The organism is Serratia sp. CY31944 (assembly GCF_052169175.1).
GTDB lineage: Bacteria > Pseudomonadota > Gammaproteobacteria > Enterobacterales > Enterobacteriaceae > Serratia > Serratia sarumanii.
The window spans coordinates 284501-309313 of the sequence record NZ_JBJNLG010000003.1; the positions used below are offsets into that span (position 1 = coordinate 284501).

The following is a 24813-nucleotide window of genomic DNA, read 5'->3' on the forward strand; positions in this document are numbered from 1 at the left end:
AACTCCTTTGCACCCGGTGCGGGGCGGTAGTAATCCATACGCAGCAAAACAGCATCTCGTTATGGTTGGCGTGCTGCGGCGCAGCGGGCGCTCCGCCCGGCCGCAGCCTCGTTTTAACCTTACCGCCGTCCCTGCGCTTTTACCAACATAAACCGCTCGTTAGCTCAGTTGTTGAGCAATGTTTCGCACTTATTGGCGCGCCAGGCGGCCGCGTTCGGGAGCGAATTCGACGTTGCTGCGCCACGGGTTGATATCCAGCCCGCCGCGGCGGGTGTAGCGGGCGTAAACCGTCAGGCTTTGCGGCCGGCAGTAGCGCATCAAATCGTTAAAGATGCGCTCGACGCACTGCTCGTGGAATTCGTTGTGGTGGCGGAAGGAGACCAGGTAGCGCAGCAGCGCTTCGCGATCGATCTTGCCGCCGCGGTAACTTATCTGCACCGAGCCCCAGTCCGGTTGATGGGTGATCAGGCAGTTGGACTTCAGCAGGTGGCTGACCAATTGCTCTTCCACCACCTCTTCACCGGCGGCGTTCAGCAGGCAGTCGGCGTTGAACTCATAATTGTCGATGCGGATATCCTGCTGATCGATGCAGTCGCCGGCCAGGTGGGCGATCGGCGTGCCTTCCAACTGCTCGACGCTGAACAGGGTGACGCTCACCTCGCCCTGGGCGCAGGCGGACAGATCGCGCTGCAGCGTGCTGCGCACCGTTTCCCAATCGGCGAACGGGGTTTGGTTGAAGCTGTTGAGATACAGCTTGAAGCTTTTCGATTCGATCAGGTTCAGGCTGTCGGCGTTGAGGCTGATTTCACCGACCGCCACCTGCGGCAGCCCGTTGGCGTTCAGCCAGGAGAGCTCGTACAGCGTCCAGATGTCCGCGCCGTGGAAGGGCAGGTTATCGGGGTACAGCCCCAGCGGCTCGCGGTTCATGCTGCGCGGCACCGCCTGCAGCAGCGAGGCGTCGTAGCGATCGCGGTAGGCGGTGGGTTTGCCCAGCGTCAGCCCCGACAGGGCCTGGTGGTCTTGATATGAGGACATCTGCTGTCACCTTGGTCAGAGATAGGTACAATGGCCGTCAGTTTAACGTATGCGGGAAAGAATATGGACCATGATGTATCGCACGCTCTGCGTGAATTCACTCAACGCTATGTCGAGTTGTGGCAGCAAGAGCGCGGCCACGCGCCGGCCAGCCAGGCGCTGTACGGCGTGCCGTCGCCCTGCATCGTGGAGAACCGCGAGGACGAAGTACTGTGGTTGCCACAGCCTTTCGAACCGGCGGCGACGTTGGAAAAGGTAGAAGCCGCGCTGGAGCTGCGTTTGCAGCCGGACGCGCACCGTTTCTACACGCAGCAATACGCCGGCGACATGAGCGCGCAGTTCGGCGAGCATCGTCTGAGCCTGCTGCAGGTCTGGAGCGAAGAGGATTTTATCCGCCTGCAGGAGAACCTGATCGGCCATCTGGTGACGCAAAAACGCCTCAAGCTGCCGCCAACGCTGTTCCTGGCGACCACCGAATCCGAGATGACGATGGTGTCGTTGTGCAACGTCAGCGGCAACGTGGTGCTGGAACAGTTCGGCAGCGATAAGCGCACCCTGCTGGCGGCGACGCTGGGGAATTTCCTCGATGCGCTGCGCCCGGTGTTGGACTGAATCGCGACGGATTCGCCGTCGCCCGTGTGAGAGATCTCTCACACGGGCTGTGAGAGATCGCTCTTAATTTTTCCCGCCTTTCTCCAGGCTATGAGATTATTATTATCCAGATCAATTGGTTAGAATTTCTTTAGGATAACTCTTAGGCTTAATTTAGTGTGAGACACCTCCCAAACCCTTGTGATTCCGGGGAATTTAAGCGATCTTATCGTTACCGGAACGGAATCGGCGGAGCAGGAAAGCATCAGGATGATGCAGCTTCAGGAAGAAGAAAGGGATGCGCTCAGGCAAGAGCGAAGGATGGCGTCAGGAGATGCCCAGGATGTTTCAGGATAGAAACCAGGGACACCTCCAGGACGGAGATTGAGAGCCGGCACAGGACTGTCGGCGGGTCAGGAAGGCTGAGGAACCGCGTCAGGACGATGCTGCAGGATGATGCAAGGACCACTTGGTCAGGATGGCCGCAGGAAAAGTTTTCAAGGATTGAGCAGGGAGCACGCTGTGTAGCGGGATAGCTATAAAACGAACCGGGGGCACTGTTAACGCAGTGCCCCCAACTTTTTGTTCCATTCCGCCGCGCGTGCGGCTCTGCCTTAATCCCTCTTCAGCGTTAACCAATCGCACCCAGCGTATCGCCTGCGCCCTGTTTTTTCGGCAGCAGGAACAGCGTGGCGTAGATATCCAGCAGGTAAATCGCCGCCAGCAGGCTGATGGCCGCGGTAAACGACACCTGCGTCACCAGCGCACCGATTACCAATGGCCCCAGGCCGCCGACGCCGCGCCCCAGATTGAACAGGATGTTCTGCGCGGTGGCGCGCGCCTGCACCGGATAGGTATCGGAAATCAACGCGCCGTAGCCGCCTATCATGCCGTTGACGAACATGCCCATCACGGCGCCGGCGAACAGCATCAGCGTCGGGTCGCTCAACTGGGCATAGCCGATCACCATCACCACGGCACCGATCTGATAAAACACGAAGATCTTCCAGCGGGCGAAGCGATCGGCCAGCACGCCAAACAGCCAGATGCCGAACGTCATGCCGACCACCGTCACCGCCGTCCACAGGCCGGACTTGGTGAGCGAGAAGCCAAAGTTTTTCGCCAGGTAAGTCGGCATCCAGATCATCAGGCCGTAGTAGCCGAAGTTCTGCACCGAACAGAGAATGAAGATGCCGATGCTGGCCCTGCTGGTGGCGCGATCCTTGAACAGCAGGCGCAAACGCTGCAGGAAGGAGAGCGGTTGCCCGGCATCTTTCTGCCGTACGAATTCCTCCGGTTCGCCCAGAGTGCGGCGGATCAGGAATGACGCCAGCGCCGGCAGCAGGCCGACCAAAAACATGCCGCGCCAGCCGATATGCTCCAGCAGCAGCGGCGTCAGGAAGGCGGCCGCCAGTACGCCCAACTGCCAGCCCATGCCGACGTAAGCCGAAGCGCGGTTGCGCTTCTCTGCCGGCCAGGCTTCGGCGATCAGCGCCATGCCGATACCGAACTCGCCGCCCAGCCCGATGCCCGCCAGGGTGCGATAGGCCAGCAGATCCCAATATCCTTGCGCCACGGCGCACAGGCCGGTGAACAGGGAAAACATCAGGATGGTGATCGTGAGCACCCGGATTCGGCCGAAGCGATCGCTGAGGTGGCCGAAGATCACGCCGCCCAGCACCGCGCCGATCAGCGTCCAGGTGACCAGCGAACCGGCGGCCGATGAGGTTAATCCCAATTCGCTGCTGATGGCCGGCAGCATAAAGCCGAGGATCAGCAGGTCAAACCCGTCCATGGCGTAACCGGTGACCGAAGCCAGCATGGCCTTACCGGGCGTCGCGTGGTTTTTTTTCTCTGTTATTACGGACATGAATCTTTATCTGTGTGGTGAACTCGGTGGGCCTATTGTGCCGCGCGGCGGCGGACGCCACCAGATAAAAACGGCGGGCTGTCTCAGACGCGCCGAATTTGGGCTATAAAAATGCTATGCTTTGCCGCCTTTCAGCCAGCGTGCTGAATACCATGATGAAAAGAGATCGGGAATGCAGATGAGTATACATAACCAGGTGCGCCGCAGTTTGCAGGCGATTGAACAATCCATGCGCGATCTGGCGCTGTGGCAGGCCGCGCCGCCTGATCATGAGGCTTTCTCCAGCACCGAGCCGTTCTGCATCGACAGCATGTCGGCCGAAGCCTGGCTGCAGTGGGTGTTCTTGCCGCGCATGTATGCGTTGCTGGACGCCGAAGCGCCGCTGCCGACGCGCTTCGCCATTACGCCTTATTTCGAAGAGGCGTTGAAAGATCGTGAACCGAGCAGCCTGCCGCTGCTGGTGCTGCTGCAACAGCTGGATTTGATGTTGAATAAAGCGCCGTAATTCGCCGGCGGCGCGCAGATTTTTGCCGCCCGGCAGTGTAGAGTACTCGCGCGGATGCCGGGCAGGAGAGCCGAAGGCGTCTTTCGGCTCGGTTGAACCGCGGCGGTTGACCGGGGGCTGCATTAGGATGATGAGGTGCTGCAATAATGGATTTATTAAGGTTTATCCTGCGTTTGCCTTTTACCCTGGTTAAGGGCGTTTGCCGCCTGCTGGGCGGGATTTTGTCGCTGTTGGGGCGGTTGCTGAGACCGCTGGTCGGCAACCTCAGCTGGCGTGCGCCGGCCTGGTGGGCTGCGCTGCCGCGCGGTTTTTTGCGGCTCGAAAGCGGCGTAGATAAACACCCGAAAGCGATCGGTTTGGGCTTGCTGCTGCTGGCGGGCGCCACAGGCGGCGCGTTTTACGGCTGGCACTGGTGGCAAAACCGCCCCCAGCCCATCGAACCGGCGCCAATGGCGGTTCAGGAGATCAGCGCCGAGTTGGCCAACCCCGAGCCGATAGACTACGCCGCCGCCCGGCAGGCGCCGCAAACGGTGAGCCTGACCTTCAGCGGCTCGGCCGCGGCGATAAGCGCGGTGGGTAAAACCGTGAGCGCCGGCATCATCCTCAAACCGGCTGCGGAAGGGCAGTGGGCGTGGCGCAATGAGTCGACGCTGGTGTTCACGCCGAAAAAACCGCTGCCGATGGGCGCGAAATATGACGTAACCCTCGAGCCCGCCACCTTGCTGGCGCCGCAGGTCAAGCTCGCCAAAACCCGCTATGCCTTCACCGTGCCCGCGTTCGATTACCGCCTGGGGCAGGCCGAGTATTACCGCGATCCGCAAGATGCGCAGAAACGCAGCGCGATTTTCAATTTGCAGTTCAATGCGCCGGTCGACGTCGCCAGCTTTGAAAAACAGATTTCGCTGGGATTGAAGGAGGGCAGCGCTTCCTCCGAGAAAAAGCTGAACTTCTCCCTGGTCTATGACGAGAAAAAACTGAACGCCTGGGTGCATTCCGAGCCGCTGCAGGCGCTGGATCAGGGCGGTGCTGTGCATCTGACCGTCGGCAAAGGCGTTAAATCGACGGCGGCCGGCAATGCGGTCGCTGAGGCGAAAAGCAACTGGGTCAAAGTACCGACGCTGTACAGCCTGGCGCTGAGCGACGCCAGCGCCCAGGTGGTGGATACCGACGGCGGCCAAGGGCAGCGTGCGCTGGTGGTCGGCTTCAGCGATGCGGTGAAGGATAAAGAGCTGGCGCGGGCCACCAAAGCCTGGCTGCTGCCGCAGCACGATCCGAGCGATGCCGAGACCGCCAACGATGCTGAAGATTTCTATCAATGGACGGTCGACAGCGTCGGCAAAAACGTGCTGGCGCAGGCGACGGCATTGCCATTGACGCTTAACGAGGCGGAAGAGGCCTACCAGCCGCAGTTCAGCTTCCGCTTTGAAGCTCCGGCGCACCGCTTCGTGCTGATCGAGATAGACAACCAGCTGGTCTCCGTCGGCGGTTACAAAATGCCGAAGAAGGTTTATCGAGTGGTCGAAGTGCCGGAGTTCCCGAAATCGCTGCAGTTCATGTCCGCAGGCTCGCTGCTGTCGGTCAACGGCGACAAACAGATCAGCGTGGCGGCGCGCAACGTGGCGGGCCTGCGGCTGGACATCAAGCGGGTGATCCCGAGTCAGCTGCAGCACATCGTCTCCTTCAAAAGCCGGGAATACTCGTCAACGGAATTCAACCGGCTCAACGACGAATATTTCACCGAGCATTTCAAATACCAGACGGCGCTCAACAACGAGCGGCCGGGGGAAGTGAACTATCAGGGCATCGATCTCTCCCGCTATCTCTCCACCAACGCCAGTTCCCATCGCGGAGTATTCCTGCTGACGCTGTCCGAATGGCAGCCGAACCGGAAACCGGCGGCGGAAGAGGCGGGCGCCGAGCCAGAACAGGAACCGGACGAGAGCACCGGGGAAGATCAGCCCGACGTCGGCGATTCGCGCTTTGTGGTGGTGACCGATCTGGGCATCGTCGCCAAGAGCTCGCAGGATAAGACGCGAGACGTCTTTGTGCAGTCAATTCAAAGCGGCGCGCCGGTCAGCGGCGCCAACGTGTCGGTGGTGGCCAAAAATGGCGTGACGCTGCTCAGCCAAATCACCGGGGCCGACGGCCACGTGCGTTTCCCGGCGCTCGACGTGTACACCAACGAGCGCCAGCCGGTGATGTTCCTGGTGGAAAAGGAGGGGGATGTCTCCTTCCTGCCGACCGGCAGCTATAACGATCGCGGGCTGGACTTCTCGCGCTTCGACGTCGCCGGTGAACAAACGCCGACCGATCCGCGCACGCTCAGCAGTTACCTGTTCTCCGATCGCGGCGTTTATCGGCCGGGGGATACCTTTAACATCGGCCTGATCACCCGCGCCGCCGACTGGGGCGTTGGCCTGGCCGGCGTGCCGGTGCGCGCCGAAATCCGCGATCCGCGCGACAAGCTGATGACCACCGTGCCGCTGACGCTGGGCGCCAGCGGTTTCAATGAGCTGAGCTATACCACCGATGAAAACTCGCCTACCGGCGAGTGGAACGTCTATCTGTATCTGATCGGCAAAAACAACGATACCTCCACGCTGCTCGGCCATACCGCGGTCAATGTGAAGGAGTTCGAACCGGATCAGCTGAAAGTGAAGCTGGCGCTGACGCCGAACCGCCAGCAAGGCTGGGTCAAACCGTCCGAGCTGAAGGCCAGCATCGATGTGCAGAACCTGTTCGGCACCCCGGCGCAGGATCGCCGCGTGAGCACCAGGCTGACGCTGCGGCCGATGTATCCGAGCTTCGATCGCTTCCCGGATTATGCGTTCTATGAAAATCGGCAAAACAGCGACGGGTTCGAAACCGAGCTGGAAGATCGCACCACCGATGAGCACGGCGCGGCCGATATCCCGCTCGATCTGAAATCCTACGCCGACGCCACTTATCAGCTGCAGCTGCTGTCGGAGGCGTTCGTCGCCGGCGGCGGGCGCTCGGTGGCGGCGACCGCCCGCACGCTGGTTTCGCCTTACGATTACCTGATCGGGGTGAAGGCGGACGGCGATCTGGGCTACATCAACCGCGACGCGGAGCGGCATCTGAACGTGATCGCCATCGATCCGAATCTGCAACAGATCGCCCTGCCGAATCTGAAGCAGGTATTGATCGAGCAGAAATACATTTCGGTGCTGACCAAACAGGATTCGGGCGTTTACAAATACCAGTCGAAGATGAAGGAAGTGCAGCTGTCGGAACAGCCGCTGGCGCTGAGCGGGCAGGGCGCGGATCTGCGGCTGGCGACCGATAAGCCGGGCGACTTCGTGCTGGTGATTGAAGATGCGCAGGGCAAAACGCTCAACCGCGTCGCCTACAGCGTGGCCGGCAACGCCAACCTGAGCCGTTCGCTGGATCGCAACGCCGAACTGAAGCTGAAACTGAACCAGGCGGAATACCAGCCGGGCGAAGAGATCGAGGTGGCGATCAACGCGCCTTATACCGGCAGCGGCTTGATCACCATCGAGAAGGACAGGGTTTACGCCTGGCAGTGGTTCCACACCGACACCACCAGCTCGGTGCAGAAGATCCGCGTGCCGGCCGGCATGGAGGGCAACGGCTACATCAACGTGCAGTTCGTGCGCGATATCAACTCCAGCGAGATCTTCATGAGCCCGCTGAGCTATGGCGTGATGCCGTTCAAGATCAGCACCAAGGCGCGGCAAAACAGCCTCGAGGTGACGGCGCAGGAGGTCATCAAGCCGGGTGAAAACCTGACGATGACGGTCAAGACTGACGCGCCGCAGCAGGTGGCGCTGTTCGCCGTCGATGAGGGCATTCTGCAGGTGGCGCGCTACCGCCTGAAGGATCCGCTGGAGTTCTTCTTCAGCAAGCGCGAACTGAACGTGAGCAGCTCGCAGATCCTCGATCTGATCCTGCCGGAGTTCAGCAAGCTGATGGCGCTGACCGCGGCGCCGGGCGGCGATGCGGGTGAGGGGCTGGATCTCAACCTCAACCCGTTCAAGCGCAAGCGCGACAAGCCGGTGGCCTATTGGTCCGGCATTACCGAGGTCAGCGGCGAGAAGCAGTTCGTTTACCCGGTGCCGGACTACTTCAACGGCAAGATCCGCGTGATGGCGATTTCGGTGACCCCGGAGAAAATCGGCAAGGCGCAAACCGCCGCCACGGTGCGCGACAATTTCATCATGACGCCGAACGTGCCGGCGATGGTGGCGCCGGGTGACGAGTTCGACGTCAGCGTGGGCGTCAGCAACAACCTCGACGGGCTGAACGGTCAGTCGGTGGCTATCAATGTCCTGCTGACGCCGCCGCAGCAGTTGGAGGTGGTGGGCAACGCGACGCAAAGCCTGACGCTGGCGGAAAAACGCGAAGGCGTGATCGCTTTCCGCCTGCGCGCCAAAGCCGTGCTGGGCGATGCGCCGCTGGTGTTCGACGCCCGTTACGGCGACCAGGCCAGCCGCCGCACTGTCAGCACCTCGGTGCGGCCGGCGGCGCCGTACCGTACCCAGTCGGTGATGGGGCGCATGAGCGGCGGCAGTCAGAACGTCGATGGCCTGCGCCAGATGTTTGACGCTTTCGCGCAGCGCCGGGCGGCGGTGTCGAATTCGCCGCTGGTGCTGACCAGCGGGCTGGCGCAATACCTGGCGGATTACCCGTATTACTGTTCCGAGCAGATCGTCAGCCGCTCAATTCCGCTGATGCTGCAGAGCCGCCACCCCGAGATGAAAAGCAGCCTGAGCCAGGCGGAAGTCAGCAAGCAGCTGCGCAACCTGCTTGGCGTGCTGCGCGCGCGCCAGAACGACAGCGGAGCGATCGGCGCCTGGCGTTCGTCGCCGGATGCCGATCCTTTCGTCACGCCTTATGTGGTGCAGTATCTGCTCGAAGCCAAAGCGGCGGGCTACGCCCTGCCGGAAGGCATGCTGGACGAGGCCAACGGCGCATTGCGCGAGCTGGCGGCCAGCGGATTCGACGATCTGTATCTGCTGCGCCTGCGCAGCTGGGCGGTTTACCTGCTGACGCTGCAGGGCGAAGTGACCACCAACTCGCTGGCGGCGGTGCAGGATACGCTGCAAAAACGCTATGGCGAAGGGTGGAAAACCGATCTGAGCGCGCTGTATCTGGCTTCTTCCTATCGGTTGTTGAAGATGGACGACGAAGCCGCCGCGCTGTTGCAACCGAGCTGGCAGCAGCTGAGCAAGGCGTATGACAGCGCCTGGTGGACGCAGAACTATTTCGATCCGCTGGTGCAGGATGCGACGCGGCTGTATCTGATTACCCGTCACTTCCCGGAGAAGGTGGCGTCGATCCCGCCGCAGGTGCTGGAGAATATGGTCAAGGCGCTGAAAGAAGAGCGTTACACCACCTACTCCTCCGCGATGAGCATTCTGGCGCTGGAAAGCTATTCGGCCCAGGTGGCGGCGCAATCCGCCAATGCGGATGCATTGGGCATCGTGCAGGTAGGCAAAGCCGGCGGCGAGCCGCAGCGCATCAGTGAGCTGCAGGGGTTGTTCGTTCAGGGGCAGTTCAACGCCGATGCCACCGCGGTGCGCTTCACCAACGGTGGCAATGCGCCGGCCTGGTATGTGGTGACGCAGGCCGGTTACGACCTGAATGCGCCGCAAAAAGCGCTGTCGCGCGGCATTGAGATCGTCCGCGATTACACCGACGAACAGGGCAAACCGGTGACGCAGGTGACGCTGGGGCAGAAGATCAACGTCCATCTGAAGGTGCGCGCCAACTCGAAAGAGGGGCAGAGCAACCTGGCGATCGTCGATCTGCTGCCGGGCGGGTTCGAAGTGGTGCAGCAGACGCCGCCGGAACCGGCCGACGCCGGCGAGGAGAGCGAAGACCGCGGCGGTTGGCAGTCGCCGCTGGCCGCCTCTGGCTCCACCTGGGCGCCGGATTACAGTGATATCCGTGAAGATCGGGTGATTATCTACGGCAGCGCCGGCAACGAGGTGCAGGAGTTCGTCTATCAGATCAAGGCCACCAATACCGGCAGCTTTATTGTTCCACCGGCCTACGGCGAAGCCATGTACGATCGTGAAGTACAGGCGATGTCGGCCGGCGGCGGCAAGCTGGTGGTGGTGCCGGCGGGCAACGACTAGGCCGGCTCCGGCGCCAGGCCAGCGTCTGGCGCCGGGGTGGTGAGAACGTATGAAGATCCTGACCGGGCGCGTGCTGCAAAACGGCTTGATGGCGGTGTTTTTACTGGCGCTGCTGCTGGCCGCGATTCGGCTGTGGCCGCATCCGCCCCTGTGGCAGGGGCTGCCGCAGTCTTCCGTCTATTACGACAGGCACGGCGCGCTGCTGCGCATCACCCTGGCCAACGACGACCGCTACCGGCTGTGGACGCCGCTGGAGCAGGTGTCGCCGTTGGCGGTGCGCGGGCTGCTGCTGCACGAAGACCACTGGTTCTACTACAACCCCGGTTTTAACCCCGTCAGCCTGATGCGCGGCTTCTGGCGCAGCTATGTCGCCGGCGGCAAAATGCAGGGCGGATCGACCATCAGCATGCAGCTGGCGCGCATGCGCTGGCATCTCAACACCCGCACGCCGGGCGGCAAGCTGCTGCAGGTGCTGCGCGCGGTGCAGCTGGAACTGAGCTACTCCAAGCGCGATATCCTGGAAGCCTACCTGAATTACGCCCCTTACGGCCGCAACATCGAAAGCATCGGCGCCGCCAGCCTGATCTATTTCGCCAAGTCGCCGAAGGATTTGACCCTGCCGGAGGCGCTGACGCTGGCGGTGCTGCCGCAGTCGCCCAGCTACCGTCTGGAGCCGAAAACCGGCGTGCTCGGCCCCGCGTTGACCCAGGCGCGCAACCGTCTGTTCCAGCGCTGGCAGCGGGTTTACCCCACCGACGCCAGCCAGCAAACGCTGTTCCGCCTACCGCTGGCGCTGCGCCAGCCCGAGCAAGTGCCCTATATCGCGCCGCACTTTATCGAACAGCTGCGCCAGCAGACGCAGCAACTGGTGCAGCGCGATACCCGCGTCGACACCACGCTGGACGCCGGGTTGCAGCGGCTGGTTGAGCGGCAGGTCAATGCCTTTATCGCCCGCAACCGCAGCCGCGGCATCCAAAACGCCGCGGTGCTGCTGGTGGACAGCCGCGATATGGGGGTGCGCGCGCTGGTGGGATCGGCGGATTATTACAATCGGCCGATCCAGGGGCAGGTGAACGGCACCAACGCCAAGCGCTCGCCGGGTTCGACGCTCAAACCGTTCATCTACGCGCTGGGCATGGAGCAGGGCGTGCTGCATCCGATGACCATCCTGAAGGACGTGCCTTCGTCGTTCGGCGCCTATGCGCCGGAAAATTTCGACCGGCGCTTTCTCGGCCCGGTGACCGCCACCGACGCGCTGAATTTCAGCCGCAACATCCCGGCGGTGTATGTCGCCTCGCAGCTGCGCCAGCCGACCTTTTATCAGTTTTTGCGCCTGACCGGCGTCGCCAATATGGCCAACGAAAGCCACTACGGGCTGTCGCTGGTGCTGGGCGGCGGCGAGGTGACGGCGCAGGAATTGGCGAAGCTGTATGCGTTGCTGGCGAACCGCGGCGAGCTGCGGCCGCTTCGTATGCAGCTGAACGAGGCCGAATCGACGCCGGTGCGGCTGCTGAGCGAGGAGGCCAGTTTCATCACGCTGGATATGCTGCGCCAGCACCGGCGGCCGGGCGATACGCTGGCGCAGCGTTCTTCTTCGCTGCCGGTGTACTGGAAGACCGGCACTTCCTGGGGCTTTCGCGACGCCTGGAGCGTCGGGATTTTCGGTCCTTACGTGCTGGTGGTGTGGGAAGGCAACTTCGACGGGCGCGGCAACAATGCGTTGGTCGGCGCCGAGGCGGCCGCGCCGCTGTTCTTCAACATCATCGACAGCGTCAATGCCAGCTACCCCGGCCTGCGGGAACCGAAGCACCCGTTCCCCCAACGGCTGCGGCGGGTGGATATTTGCCTCGCCAGCGGCGATCTGCCGACGCCGTGGTGCCAGCAGAAGGGCAAGACCTGGTTCATTCCCGGCAAGTCGCCGATCAAGGTCGACAGCGTCTATCGGCCGGTGGTGCTGGATATTCACAGCGGCGAGGTCGTTTGCCCGCCGTATGACGCGGCGCAGACCCGTACCGAAATCTTTGAGTTCTGGCCTTCCGATCTGGCCAACGTGTTCGCCCAGGCCGGGCTGCCGAAGCGGACGCCGCCGGTCAACCGCTGCAAGGACAACGGCATCGCCGTCGGCGGCAACGCGCCGCGCATCACTTCGCCGCTGAAAAACACCACCTATACCCTGCGCCAGTCGCAGCAGGGGCGAGATAAAATCGCCTTCAACGCGGTGACGGACGCCGACAGCAAGACGGTGTACTGGTTCGTCGATGATATCTATCTCGGCAGTAGCGCCAGCAAAAAGCCGATCGACTGGCGGCCGATCGACAACGGGCGCTACCGCATTCGGGCGGTGGACGATCGCGGCCGCGCCGATACGCGCCTGGTGACCATTGAATGGGTGAACTAGCGCTGAGCCGCACGCCTGTTATACTCGCGCCCGAAACGGCTATTTACCTGGGAAAGCGATGTGATTGAGATTTTGTATCAGGATGAACACCTGGTGGCGGTGAACAAGCCGTCGGGCTGGTTGGTGCACCGCAGTTGGCTGGATCGTCATGAGACCCGCTTTATGATGCAGACGGTGCGCGATCAGCTCGGGCAGCACGTCTTTACCGTGCACCGTCTCGATCGCCCGACGTCCGGCGTGCTGCTGATGGCGCTCTCCAGCGAGGTGGCGCGTCTGCTGTCGCTGCAGTTCGAGCAGCATCAGGTGCAGAAAACCTACCATGCGGTGGTGCGCGGTTACGTGCAGGAGGGGGCGACCCTCGACTACCCGCTGACGGCGGAGCTGGACAAAATCGCCGATAAACATGCCGATGCCGATAAGGAGCCGCAGCCGGCGGTGACGCACTACCGGCCGCTGGCGCAGGTAGAGATGCCGGTGGCCGTCGGCCGCTACGACAGTGCGCGCTACAGCCTGGTGGAGCTGCAGCCGGAAACCGGCCGCAAGCACCAGCTGCGGCGCCACATGGCGCATCTTCGCCATCCGATCATCGGCGACAGCAAGCACGGCGATCTGCGGCAGAACCGCGGCATGGCGCAGCATTTCGGCTGCCCGCGCCTGATGCTGCACGCCAGCCATCTGCAGCTGACGCACCCGGTGACCGGTGAGCCGCTGCGGGTGACGGCGCGCTGGGACGAAGACTGGCAAGGGGTGATGACGCAGTTCGGCTGGGCGGGAGTATTCCCTGAACTTGCCGGGGTTGAGTTTAGCGCGGCTAACGGTCAGGATAGCTGACAATTTTTAAAGGTAATGAAGGGAGTAGGAGCCATGGCTCAGGTTGGTATCTTCGTGGGAACGGTCTACGGCAATTCGCTGCTGGTGGCGGAAGAGGCGCAAAACATCCTCAGCGAACAGGGCCATGAGGTCAAACTGTTCGAAGAGGGCACGCTGGAGGCCTGGCAGTATTATCGTCAGCACTACGCGCTGGTGATCACCTCCACCACCGGGCAGGGCGATCTGCCGGACAGCATCGCGCCGCTGTTCCACGCCATTCGCGATCAGGTTGGCTACCAGCCGGAGCTGCGCTATGGGCTGATCGCCCTCGGCGACAGCAGCTATGACAACTTCTGCGGCGCCGGGCGCGCGTTCGACGCGCTGCTGCAGGAGCAGGGCGCCACCCGCGTTGGCGAAGTGCTGGAGATCGATGCGATGGAACAGCCGGAGCCGGAAGTGGCCGCCTGCCCGTGGGTCGAGCAGTGGGGCACGCTGCTGCAATCGTAAAGTAAAAAGGCGCCGCGAAAGGGCGCCTTGGCGATGATGCGGATCAACCGATCCGCATTACTTGCCGCGGGTGAGTTTTTCCAGATCGGCTTCGATCTCGGCAATCTTGTGCGACACCACGCCTTCGAGATGGCGCAGGTCGTCGAGGATTTTACGCTTCAGATCCACTTCCACCTGATCGCGTTGGCACAGCTGATCCAGTTCGTCGATCACGTAACGCAGGTTCGGGTTGATCTCGTGAATTTCCTTGTAGCCCTGGCCGGCGTTGTCCGCCACCACGGTTTTACGCTGGCGCGGGTACTTGAACTTCACGCTCTTGGCGAAGAACTCGCCCTTGTCTTTGCGGAAATAGATCTTGAGGATGTCGTTGTTGGCCTCTTGACGCAGGCTATAGCGATCGACGTCTTCCGGTTGATTGATGCCCAAACTCTTCAAGTTATCGTACATACTGCGCCCTCTTTAGATGTGATCGTTATATTCCACGACTGCGATTATGGCGGAAAGCGAGGTCTGCGACTGTGACTGCCAGCGAAACGCAGACAAAAAAATAGCGGGTGAATCACCCGCTATTTCAATTTAGTCGATAGTGCGCAATAACTCATTAATGCCGACTTTACCGCGCGTTTTGGCGTCGACTTTCTTGACGATCACCGCGCAGTACAGGCTGTAGGAACCGTCTTTCGACGGCAGGTTGCCGGAAACCACCACCGAACCCGCCGGCACGCGGCCGTAATGGATTTCGCCGGTCTCGCGGTCATAAATGCGGGTGCTCTGGCCGAGGTATACGCCCATCGAAATCACCGAGCCTTCTTCCACGATCACGCCTTCCACCACTTCGGAGCGCGCGCCAATGAAGCAGTTGTCTTCGATGATGGTCGGGTTGGCCTGCAGCGGCTCCAGCACGCCACCGATGCCGACGCCGCCGGACAGGTGAACGTTTTTGCCGATCTGCGCGCAAGAACCGACGGTGGCCCAAGTGTCGACCATGGTGCCTTCGTCGACGTAGGCGCCGATGTTAACGTAAGACGGCATCAGCACGGTGTTGCGCGCGATGAACGCGCCCTGGCGCACGGTGGCCGGCGGCACGACGCGGAAACCCTCCTTCTGGAAGCGCGCTTCGTCGTAGTCGGCGAACTTCATCGGCACCTTGTCGTAGTAGCGGGTTTCCGCGCCGTCCATCACCTTGTTGTCGTTGATGCGGAAAGAGAGCAGCACGGCTTTCTTCAGCCACTGATGGGTGACCCATTGACCGTCGATCTTCTCGGCGACGCGCAGGGCGCCGCTGTCCAGCAGGCCGATCACCTGGTTTACCGCTTCGCGCGTTACGGTGTCTACGTTCGCCGGGGTGATGTCCGCACGGCGCTCGAAGGCGCTTTCAATAACGTTCTGTAATTGCTGCATGCTGTTCTCTTTCCTGATGTTGTCGGTAAAAAGTTACTTGTATCACATTTTATCGTTTGGGGTGAGGGCCTCTGTCAACCGTTGCTCCAACTTTCTGCGCGTTTCCTGGTCGAGCGCGCGCCGCTCGCCGTCGGCCAGGATAAACAAGTCCTCGACCCGCTCGCCGATGGTGGAAATGCGCGCGCCGTGCAGCGACAGCCCCAGGTCGGCGAACACTTCGCCCACCCGCGCCAGCAGGCCGGGTTGGTCGAGCGCGGTCAGCTCCAGGTAGCTGCGGCGATCGGTATGGGTCGGCAGGAAAGTGACCTCGGTCGGCACGCTGAAGTGGCGCAGCTTGGAAGAGGGCCGGCGCACGCGCGGCGGCTGATACTCCCGCTGGGTGATGGCCTGCAGCAGCGCCTGGCGGATCGCCGCGTGGCGATCCTGCGCCAGCGGGCTGCCGTCCGGCTCCAGCACGATAAAGGTGTCCATCGCCATGCCGTCGCGGTTGGTGAAGATCTGCGCGTCGTGTACGCTCAGGTTGCGGCGATCCATCTCCCCGGCGACGGCGGCGAACAGGTAGGGGCGATCCGGGCTCCAGATAAAGATCTCGGTGCCGCCGCGCGTCGCCTGGCGGCTGACCAGCACCAGCGGCTGGGTGGAATCGTGGGCCAGCAGGTGGCGGGCGTGCCAGGCCAGCTGATTCGGCGAGTGGCGCAGGAAATAGTCGGCTCGGCAGCGGCTCCAGATGCGGTGCAGCGCCTCTTCGTCGATGTTGTCCATGCGTAGCAGCGCCAGCGCCTGCAGGCGGTGATGGCGCACGCGTTCGCGCAGATCCGGGCTGTTTTGCATGCCGCGGCGCAGCTGCTTCTCGGTGGCGAAATACAGCTCGCGCAGCAGGCTCTGCTTCCAGCTGTTCCACAGGGTTTCGTTGGTGGCGCAGATGTCGGCCACCGTCAGGCATACCAGATAGCGCAGGCGGGTTTCGCTCTGCACTTCGCTGCTGAACTGCTGGATCACCGTCGGATCCTGGATATCGCGGCGCTGCGCGGTGACCGACATCAGCAGGTGGCAGCGCACCAGCCAGGCCACCAGCTGGGTTTCACGCGAGTTGAGGCCGTGAAGTTCGGCAAACTCCACCACGTCTTCCGCGCCGAGGATCGAGTGGTCGCCGCCGCGCCCTTTGGCGATATCGTGGAACAACGCCGCCAGCAGCAGCAGTTCCGGGTGCGGCAGGCGCGGATACAGCTCCACGCACAGCGGATGGCGCGGCCGGGTCTGGTCGTCGGCGAAACTCTCCAGCTTCTGCAGCACGCGGATGGTGTGTTCATCGACGGTATAGGCGTGGAACAGGTCGAACTGCATCTGCCCGACGATCTTGCCCCACTGCGGCATATAGGCCCACAGCACGCTGTGACGGTGCATCGGCACCAGCGCGCGCGACACCGCGCCGGGATGGCGCAGGATGGCCATAAACAGATCGCGCGCTTCCGGAATGGTGCACAGCGGCTGCTTCAGGTGGCGGCGCGCGTGACGCAGCTGGCGCACGGTGGTGGAATAAATGCCCTTGATCTCGCGGTTGCGCACCATCAGGTAGAACATGCGCATGATGGCCTGCGGCTCGCGGATAAACAGCGTTTCGTCGCGCAGGTCGATCAGATCGCCGCGCAGCTGGAAATCGTCGTTCAGCGGGCGCGGCTTCTCGGTGGCGTCCAGCGCCAGAATGGCCTCGTCGAACAGCTGCAGCAGCATGTGGTTCAGTTCGCTGACGCGCCGCGTCATGCGGTAGAAGTCTTTCATCATGCGCTCGACCGGCTCGTTGCCTTCGCCTTCATAGCGCAGCAGCTGCGCCACGCTGAGCTGGCGATCGAACAACAGGCGGTTGTCGTAACGCGGCAGCACCAGGTGCAGTGCAAAGCGGATGCGCCACAGGAAGCTCTGGCACTCGTTCAGCTCGTTGCGCTCGGCCTGGGTGAGGAAACCGAAGCCGACCATTTCGTCCAGCGAAGTGGCGCCGAAGTGGCGCCGCGCCACCCACAGCAGCGTGTGGATGTCACGCAGGCCGCCGGGGCTGCTTTTGATATCCGGCTCCAGGTTATAGCTGGTGCCGTGGTAGCGCTGGTGGCGCTCCTGCTGCTCGTTGATCTTGGCGTGGAAAAACTGCGGTGAAGGCCAGAAGCCGTCGCTGAAGATATGTTTTTGCATCTGCAGGAACAGCGCGACGTCGCCGCAGATCATGCGCGATTCGATCAGGTTGGTGGCCACGGTCAGATCCGCCAGCCCTTCCAGCAGGCACTCTTCCAGGGTGCGCACGCTGTGGCCCACCTCCAGCTTGAGATCCCACAGCAGGGTGATGAATTCGCCGACCCGCTGCGACTGCTGTTCCGTCAGCCGGCGCTGGCTAAGCACCAGCACGTCGATGTCCGACAGCGGGTGCAGTTCGCCGCGGCCGTAGCCGCCGACCGCCACCAGCGCGGTTTCCGGAATATCTTCGAAGCCGTAGAACGTCCACAGCCGGCGCAGCAGGCGATCGATAAAGTCGCTGCGCGCTGCCACCAGGCTTTCGGCGCTGGAGCCGGCGTCGAACGCCGCCGCCAGCCACAGCTGGAACTGCTCCAGCCGCTGTTTCAGCATCGGGCAGGTGAGCTCTTCGTCGCCGTAGGTGCTGGGGGAGGCGGGCGGCATCGGCACGGCCGGGGCCGCTTGTTGAAGGAGATTGTCAGACATAGTGCGCAGCCCATAAAAAAGGCCGGCAAAAGCCGGCCTGGTGATATTCTGCACGCGGCGTGCGCCGCGGTGCTTACATCTCGTGCGTAATGATGTTGGGGATGGTGTCATCCTTGCGCAACGTCATTATCTCGCAGCCGTTATCAGTGACCACAATAGTATGCTCATACTGCGCCGACAAGCTGCGATCTTTGGTTTTTACCGTCCAGCCGTCTTTCATGGTGCGGATGCGGTAGTCGCCGGCGTTGACCATCGGTTCGATGGTGAAGGCCATGCCCGCCTGCAGCACCACGCCGCCGTCGTCGGCATCATAGTGCAGCACCTGCGGCTCTTCGTGGAACACTTCGCCGATGCCGTGGCCGCAGTACTCGCGCACCACGGAGAATTTCTCGGCCTCGACGAATTGCTGGATGGCCTTGCCCAGGGTGCGAAGGCGGATGCCCGGCTTGACCATCTTCAGCGCCAGATACAGGCTTTCCTGAGTGACGCGGCACAGGCGCTCGCCCAGAATGGTCGGTTTGCCGACGATGAACATCTTTGAGGTGTCGCCGTGGAAGCCGTCTTTAATCACGGTCACGTCGATATTGACGATGTCGCCGTCTTTCAGCGTTTTGTCGTCGCTCGGGATGCCGTGGCACACCACTTCGTTCACCGAGATGCACACGGATTTCGGGAAGCCGTGGTAGCCGAGGCAGGCGGAGATGGCCTGTTGCTCGTTGGTGATGTACTCGTGACAGATACGGTCCAGCTCGCCGGTGGTCACGCCAGGTTTGACGTGCGGCTCGATGATTTCCAGCACTTCGGCGGCCAGGCGGCCGGCCACGCGCATTTTTTGGATGTCATCAGGTGTTTTAATTGAGATTGCCATGAAATTCGTCCGCAGGTGTCGTTATCGTCGACAATAAGAAGCAGTGACTTATGGTATCAGCCCGGCCGGGGGCTGCCAAATTTCATTTCCCGATGCCCGGCGCAAAGCAACAAAAGTTGGTGTCGGCGGCGGGTTTATGGTATAAAGCGCGCCGGCGATCCGCGACTTGGTTCTTGTGACCTGGCAGGAATTGGCCGAAAATACTTTAACTGCACTCATTTTGTGTAAATAACACACACGTATCGGCACATCCGCCGGGGTGCCCTGAGGTGACTTGTCGCCGCCAGGGTCGGCGTTATGGGATACGTGGAGGCATAACCCCAATTAATCTATAGAGGTTTAATCATGGCAACTGTTTCCATGCGCGACATGCTCAAGGCTGGTGTTCACTTCGGTCACCAGACCCGTTACTGGAACCCGAAAATGAAGCCTTTCATCTTCGGCGCTCGTAACAAGGTTCACATCATCAACCTGGAGCAGACCGTACCAATGTTCAACGCCGCTCTGGCTGAACTGAGCAAGATCTCTTCCCGTAAAGGCAAGATCCTGTTCGTAGGTACCAAGCGCGCAGCAAGCGAAGCGGTAAAAGACGCTGCTAACAGCTGTGACCAGTTCTTCGTGAACCACCGCTGGTTGGGCGGCATGCTGACTAACTGGAAAACCGTTCGTCAGTCCATCAAGCGTTTGAAAGATCTGGAAATCCAGTCTCAAGACGGCACCCTGGACAAGCTGACCAAGAAAGAAGCGCTGATGCGCACTCGTGAACTGGCCAAGCTGGAAAACTCCCTGGGCGGTATCAAAGATATGGGCGGTCTGCCAGACGCACTGTTCGTTATCGATGCCGATCACGAGCACATCGCGATCAAAGAAGCCAACAACCTGGGTATCCCGGTATTCTCTATCGTTGATACCAACTCCAACCCAGACGGCGTTGACTTCATCATCCCTGGTAACGACGACGCAATCCGTGCAGTAAACCTGTACCTGACTGCCGTTGCTGCCGCTGTGCGTGAAGGTCGTTCTCAAGATCTGGCCGTTCAGGCGGAAGAAGGCTTCGTAGAAGCTGAATAATAAGGCAAGCTCGTCACTGAGCCCTTATTAACCAGGTATTGACATATGTTGGTTAGGGGGGCCTGTTAAGGCCCCCTTTGCTTATCTGAATGAGAACTGTCTCCACGCGAGATAACCGAGGAAAAATAAATGGCTGATATTACCGCTGCCCTGGTAAAAGAACTGCGCGAGCGTACCGGCGCTGGCATGATGGATTGCAAGAAGGCGCTGGTTGAATCCAACGGCGACATCGAACTGGCAATCGAAAACATGCGTAAGTCCGGTGCGATCAAAGCCGCTAAAAAAGCAGGCAACGTAGCTGCTGACGGCGTGATCAAAACCAAGATCGAAGGCAACTACGGCATCATTCTGGAAGTTAACTGCCAGACTGACTTCGTAGCGAAAGACGCCGGTTTCCAGGCGTTCGCCGACAAAGTGCTGGATGCGGCCATGGCCGGCAAAATCACTGACGTTGACGTGCTGAAAGCACAGTTCGAAGAAGAGCGCGTAGCGCTGGTGGCAAAAATCGGCGAAAACATCAACATTCGTCGCGTTGCTTCCCTGGAAGGCGAAGTGCTGGGCAGCTACCTGCACGGCGCGCGTATCGGCGTTCTGGTTGCGGCTAAAGGCGCTGACGAAGAGCTGGTCAAGCAAATCGCAATGCACATTGCGGCGAGCAAGCCAGAGTTCGTGAAGCCGGAAGATGTGTCTGCTGAAGTGGTAGAAAAAGAGTACCAGGTTCAGCTGGACATCGCCATGCAGTCCGGCAAGCCGAAAGAAATCGCAGAGAAAATGGTTGAAGGCCGCATGAAGAAATTCACCGGCGAAGTTTCTCTGACCGGTCAGCCTTTCGTTATTGATCCGAGCAAATCCGTTGCTCAGGTGCTGAAAGAGCACAACGCTGACGTGACCAACTTCATTCGCTTCGAAGTGGGCGAAGGCATCGAGAAAGTCGAAACCGACTTCGCTGCTGAAGTTGCCGCGATGAGCAAACAGTCTTAATGACTGTCGATGGAACCGCCGTCTGGCGGTTCCATACTATCCAGCCAGAATTACACCGGTGGCAGGCCCTGCAGCGTGATGCTCACCTCAGGCGCGTTTCATCGGCTGAAATCCCCAATACTAATACTGCTTCTTAGGACAGAACACCATGGCAACCAATGCAAAACCCGTATATCAGCGTATTCTGCTTAAACTGAGTGGCGAAGCCCTGCAAGGTGCAGAAGGTTTTGGTATCGACGCCAGCGTTTTGGATCGCATGGCTCAGGAAGTGAAAGAGCTGGTCGAACTGGGAATTCAGGTCGGTGTAGTTATTGGCGGCGGGAACCTGTTCCGCGGCGCGGGCCTGGCGCAAGCCGGCATGAACCGCGTAGTGGGCGACCACATGGGAATGCTGGCTACCGTGATGAACGGCCTGGCTATGCGTGATGCACTGCACCGTGCCTATGTGAACGCCCGCCTGATGTCGGCGATCCCGCTGAACGGCGTGTGTGACAATTACAGTTGGGCAGAGGCTATCAGCCTGCTGCGCAACAACCGCGTGGTGATCTTCTCCGCCGGTACCGGCAACCCGTTCTTCACCACCGATTCCGCCGCTTGCCTGCGCGGCATCGAGATCGAAGCGGACGTGGTGCTGAAAGCCACCAAAGTGGATGGCGTATACTCCGCCGATCCGGTGAAAAACCCGGATGCGACGCTGTATGAACAATTAACCTATCAGGACGTGCTGGAGCGCGAGCTGAAAGTGATGGATCTGGCTGCGTTTACGCTGGCCCGCGATCACGGTCTGCCGATCCGCGTGTTCAACATGAACAAGCCTGGCGCGCTGCGCCGCGTGGTGATGGGTGAGAACGAAGGTACGCTGATCAGCAAATAAGGCTGTTCACACCCCTTTTTCGGTGCGCGTGACGCCATGCGCCGCGCGCTCTCCGAGTACGATTACGGGCTATACTTGAGTATCGCCTGCCAAGTAACCAGCTTCCAAGGGTTTGCAACGTGACTAATGAAATCAGAAAAGATGCTGATTCACGCATGGAAAAAAGCGTAGAAGCATTCAAAAACCAAATCAGCAAGATCCGCACCGGCCGCGCTTCTCCAAGCATTCTGGACGGCATCATGGTGGAATACTACGGCGCCGCTACGCCGCTGCGTCAGCTGGCCAACGTGACCGTGGAAGACTCCCGCACGCTGAAAATCAACGTGTTCGACCGCAGCCTGAGCCAGGCCGTTGAGAAAGCGATCATGAGCTCCGATCTGGGCCTCAACCCGTCTTCCGCCGGTTCTGACATTCGCGTTCCGCTGCCTCCGCTGACCGAAGAACGTCGTAAGGATCTGATCAAGATCGTGCGCGGCGAAGCCGAGCAGGGCCGCGTAGCGGTGCGTAACGTGCGTCGCGACGCCAACGACAAGGTCAAGGCGCTGCTGAAAGACAAAGAGATCAGCGAAGACGAAGAACGTCGTTCACAAGACGAGATTCAGAAAATGACCGACGCTTACATCAAGCTGGTCGACGCCGCGCTGGCGGAGAAAGAAAAAGAGCTGATGGATTTCTAATCAGCATCGCGCAGAAAAAAAGCGTCGCCTGGGCGGCGCTTTGTTTTTTGTGGCGCAGATCCCGTTTCATCGTACTGAAAGATCATGGACAAGCGGTGTCCAAGGTTCCACACTGGAACACCTCCGATCTCATCAGACAGTTATTCAGAGTGAACTCATGAAGCAACTGACCATTCTTGGCTCGACCGGCTCGGTAGGGACCAGCACCCTGGCCGTGGTCAGGGCAAATCCCGACCGTTTTGCGATCAAAGCGCTGGTTGCCGGCCGCAACGTCGCGGTCATGGCGCAGCAATGCATGGAATTTCGGCCCGCCTTCGCCGCGATGGCGGATGAAAGCGCCGCGCGCGAGCTGCGCGCCATTCTGGCGGAAAACGGCGTCGCTACCGAGGTATTGGCCGGGGAGCAAGCGGCCTGCGAACTAGCGGCGTTGGACGACGTCGATCAAGTGACGGCGGCCATCGTCGGCGCCGCGGGGCTGTTGCCGACGCTGGCGGCGATCCGCGCAGGCAAGCAGGTGCTGCTGGCCAACAAAGAGTCGCTGGTCACCTGCGGCCGTCTGTTTATGGATGCGGTACGGCAAAGCCAGGCGCAGTTGCTGCCGCTCGACAGCGAGCACAACGCGATTTTTCAGAGTTTGCCTGAGAGCATTCAGCGTCAGTTGGGATACTCTTCCCTGGACAGTCATGGTGTTTCGCGCATCGTGCTTACCGGCTCCGGCGGCCCGTTCCGCACCACGCCGCTGGAGCAGTTCGCCGCGATGACCCCGGATCAAGCCTGCGCCCACCCGAACTGGTCGATGGGGCGCAAGATCTCGGTGGATTCCGCCACCATGATGAACAAAGGTCTGGAATACATTGAGGCCCGCTGGCTGTTTAACGCCTCGGCCGAGCAAATGGAAGTGATCCTGCATCCGCAGTCGGTGATTCACTCGATGGTGCGCTATGCCGACGGCAGCGTGCTGGCGCAGCTGGGTACGCCGGATATGCGCACGCCGATCGCCCACGCGATGGCGTATCCGCAGCGCGTGAACTCCGGCGTGGAGGCGCTGGACTTCTGTCGCATCGGTTCGTTGACCTTCGCCGAACCGGAGCGCGAGCGTTATCCTTGCCTGTATTTGGCGATTGAAGCGTTCGATGCCGGCCAGGCGGCGACCACTGCGCTGAACGCGGCCAACGAAATCGCCGTGGCGGCATTTTTGCAGCAGCAGATTCGCTTTACCGACATTGCGGCGGTCAACCGCCAGGTGGTGGAGCGCCTTGCGCTGCAGGAACCGACCAGCATCGAAGCGGTCTTAGACATTGACCGCCAGGCGCGCGCCGCCGCCGAGGAGCGCGTTCGCGCGTTGCGCGGTTGAGGACGGCGATTATCCGATTTTGCTCGTAATTCACGCGTGCCGCAGCGGGGCCGTTTGTTCATGCCCCGCTGAGGTGGTATAGTCTGCGCCACCTGTCAGCGGTTATACCGTTGAATTATGGCCTGATTGGCGCTTTGTGCGCCAATGGCGGCCCGGCTGCGCCGGGCATCGCGAGGGCTGGCTGAAAGCCGTGTCGGGCACACGGCTTTTTTTGCGCGTAAGGGCCTGATGTTCCGGAAAGGCAGTTATATTTCTATTGAGGAAATAAGTACGAGTTATGTCGTCCGCAAACCAACAAGAGGCTAATCCATCTTCCCCGGGGCCGCGCCATGTCGCCATTATCATGGACGGTAACGGACGCTGGGCCAAACGTCAGGGCAAGTTACGTGTCTTCGGTCATAAAGCAGGGGTGAAATCGGTTCGCCGCGCGGTCAGTTTTGCCGCCAGCCACCATTTAGATGCGCTCACGCTTTATGCCTTCAGCAGCGAAAACTGGAACCGTCCGGTGCAGGAAGTCTCCGCCCTGATGGAGCTTTTTGTCCGTGCTCTGGATAGTGAAGTAAAAAGCCTGCATAAACATAACGTCAGGCTGCGGGTGATCGGCGATATCAGCCGCTTCAGCTCGCGTTTGCAGGAGCGGATCCGCCGCTCTGAAGCACTGACGGAAAATAACGATGGCCTGACGCTCAATATCGCTGCCAACTACGGTGGCCGTTGGGATATCATTCAGGGAGTAAGGGAACTGGCCGAACGGGTACGGGTGGGGGAGTTGCACCCGGATCAGATCAGCGAGGAATTATTGAACGAGCGGGTTTGCATGAGCGACCTGGCGCCGGTGGATCTGGTTATCCGCACCGGTGGCGAGCATCGCATCAGTAACTTCCTGCTGTGGCAAATCGCCTATGCTGAACTTTACTTTACTGATGTGCTCTGGCCTGATTTCGATGAACTTGTCTTTGAAGGTGCGCTGAATGCATTTGCACAACGTGAGCGCCGCTTCGGGGGAACAACACCTATCGGCGCCGATGCGTCCTAGGGAGAAC

Annotated in this window: 18 protein-coding genes; 12 read left to right on the forward strand and 6 right to left on the reverse strand. The window is 60.8% G+C overall.

Going from position 1 to position 24813, the window contains the following annotated elements; all coding sequences use genetic code 11:
* Positions 1–189 precede the first annotated feature (189 nt).
* Complete coding sequence (gene queF / locus ACJ8IN_RS05370) at positions 190–1035, reverse strand: NADPH-dependent 7-cyano-7-deazaguanine reductase QueF (protein ID WP_094860060.1); 846 nt, start codon at positions 1033–1035, stop codon at positions 190–192.
* A gap of 63 nt (positions 1036–1098) precedes the next feature.
* On the opposite strand from queF, the gene syd reads away from it, so the two are divergent.
* On the forward strand, positions 1099–1647 hold the full coding sequence (syd, locus tag ACJ8IN_RS05375; RefSeq protein WP_033649801.1) for a SecY-interacting protein: 549 nt from the start codon (positions 1099–1101) through the stop codon (positions 1645–1647).
* 610 nt (positions 1648–2257) lie between these two features.
* Here the strand turns inward: syd and ACJ8IN_RS05380 are convergent.
* Positions 2258–3496: an MFS transporter gene (locus tag ACJ8IN_RS05380; protein ID WP_047570722.1), complete on the reverse strand. Its 1239-nt coding sequence runs from the start codon at positions 3494–3496 to the stop codon at positions 2258–2260.
* 178 nt (positions 3497–3674) lie between these two features.
* Here ACJ8IN_RS05380 and ACJ8IN_RS05385 point away from each other — a divergent pair, with 178 nt between their 5' ends.
* From ACJ8IN_RS05385 to ACJ8IN_RS05405, 5 genes are all read left to right on the forward strand, one after another.
* Entirely contained in the window at positions 3675–4001 is a 327-nt protein-coding gene (locus ACJ8IN_RS05385) for a YqcC family protein (RefSeq protein ID WP_033654135.1), read from the forward strand.
* A 146-nt stretch (positions 4002–4147) separates the two neighbouring features.
* The gene (locus ACJ8IN_RS05390; RefSeq protein ID WP_308325994.1) at positions 4148–10123 is read left to right on the forward strand and encodes an alpha-2-macroglobulin family protein; all 5976 of its coding nucleotides are present in this window, start codon (positions 4148–4150) and stop codon (positions 10121–10123) included.
* 49 nt (positions 10124–10172) lie between these two features.
* Positions 10173–12521 (forward strand): penicillin-binding protein 1C, encoded by a 2349-nt coding sequence (pbpC, locus tag ACJ8IN_RS05395; RefSeq protein WP_308325993.1) that lies wholly within the window; start codon positions 10173–10175, stop codon positions 12519–12521.
* Positions 12522–12581: 60 nt separating this feature from the next.
* Positions 12582–13352: a tRNA pseudouridine(65) synthase TruC gene (truC, locus tag ACJ8IN_RS05400; RefSeq protein ID WP_060429212.1), complete on the forward strand. Its 771-nt coding sequence runs from the start codon at positions 12582–12584 to the stop codon at positions 13350–13352.
* A gap of 33 nt (positions 13353–13385) precedes the next feature.
* Positions 13386–13838 carry a flavodoxin gene (locus ACJ8IN_RS05405; protein ID WP_016929894.1) on the forward strand — a complete coding sequence of 151 codons (453 nt, stop codon included), beginning with the start codon at positions 13386–13388 and terminating at the stop codon, positions 13836–13838.
* A 57-nt stretch (positions 13839–13895) separates the two neighbouring features.
* Here the strand turns inward: ACJ8IN_RS05405 and ACJ8IN_RS05410 are convergent, their stop codons facing one another.
* The 4 genes from ACJ8IN_RS05410 to map form a co-directional block, all read right to left on the reverse strand.
* Positions 13896–14285: a DUF3461 family protein gene (locus ACJ8IN_RS05410; protein WP_004931929.1), complete on the reverse strand. Its 390-nt coding sequence runs from the start codon at positions 14283–14285 to the stop codon at positions 13896–13898.
* Between the two features lie 129 nt (positions 14286–14414).
* Positions 14415–15239 (reverse strand): 2,3,4,5-tetrahydropyridine-2,6-dicarboxylate N-succinyltransferase, encoded by an 825-nt coding sequence (gene dapD / locus ACJ8IN_RS05415; protein WP_004931932.1) that lies wholly within the window; start codon positions 15237–15239, stop codon positions 14415–14417.
* Positions 15240–15281: 42 nt separating this feature from the next.
* Positions 15282–17945, reverse strand: coding sequence for a bifunctional uridylyltransferase/uridylyl-removing protein GlnD (gene glnD / locus ACJ8IN_RS05420; protein ID WP_033649826.1), 2664 nt, complete (start codon positions 17943–17945; stop codon positions 15282–15284).
* A 73-nt stretch (positions 17946–18018) separates the two neighbouring features.
* Positions 18019–18813 carry a type I methionyl aminopeptidase gene (gene map, locus ACJ8IN_RS05425; protein WP_004931936.1) on the reverse strand — a complete coding sequence of 265 codons (795 nt, stop codon included), beginning with the start codon at positions 18811–18813 and terminating at the stop codon, positions 18019–18021.
* Positions 18814–19158: 345 nt separating this feature from the next.
* On the opposite strand from map, the gene rpsB reads away from it, so the two are divergent.
* The 6 genes from rpsB to ispU all read left to right on the forward strand — a co-directional run bounded on the left by rpsB (position 19159) and on the right by ispU (position 24806).
* On the forward strand, positions 19159–19884 hold the full coding sequence (rpsB, locus tag ACJ8IN_RS05430; protein WP_016929891.1) for a 30S ribosomal protein S2: 726 nt from the start codon (positions 19159–19161) through the stop codon (positions 19882–19884).
* Positions 19885–20013: 129 nt separating this feature from the next.
* On the forward strand, positions 20014–20865 hold the full coding sequence (tsf, locus tag ACJ8IN_RS05435; protein WP_033654122.1) for a translation elongation factor Ts: 852 nt from the start codon (positions 20014–20016) through the stop codon (positions 20863–20865).
* A gap of 148 nt (positions 20866–21013) precedes the next feature.
* A complete protein-coding gene (gene pyrH, locus ACJ8IN_RS05440; RefSeq protein ID WP_004931940.1) occupies positions 21014–21739 on the forward strand; it encodes a UMP kinase in 726 nt (241 codons plus the stop codon).
* Between the two features lie 119 nt (positions 21740–21858).
* Positions 21859–22416, forward strand: coding sequence for a ribosome recycling factor (gene frr, locus ACJ8IN_RS05445; protein WP_004931943.1), 558 nt, complete (start codon positions 21859–21861; stop codon positions 22414–22416).
* A 157-nt stretch (positions 22417–22573) separates the two neighbouring features.
* Complete coding sequence (gene ispC / locus ACJ8IN_RS05450; protein WP_049195375.1) at positions 22574–23770, forward strand: 1-deoxy-D-xylulose-5-phosphate reductoisomerase; 1197 nt, start codon at positions 22574–22576, stop codon at positions 23768–23770.
* A 277-nt stretch (positions 23771–24047) separates the two neighbouring features.
* Complete coding sequence (gene ispU, locus ACJ8IN_RS05455; RefSeq protein WP_033635737.1) at positions 24048–24806, forward strand: (2E,6E)-farnesyl-diphosphate-specific ditrans,polycis-undecaprenyl-diphosphate synthase; 759 nt, start codon at positions 24048–24050, stop codon at positions 24804–24806.
* The last annotated feature ends 7 nt before the right edge of the window (positions 24807–24813 follow it).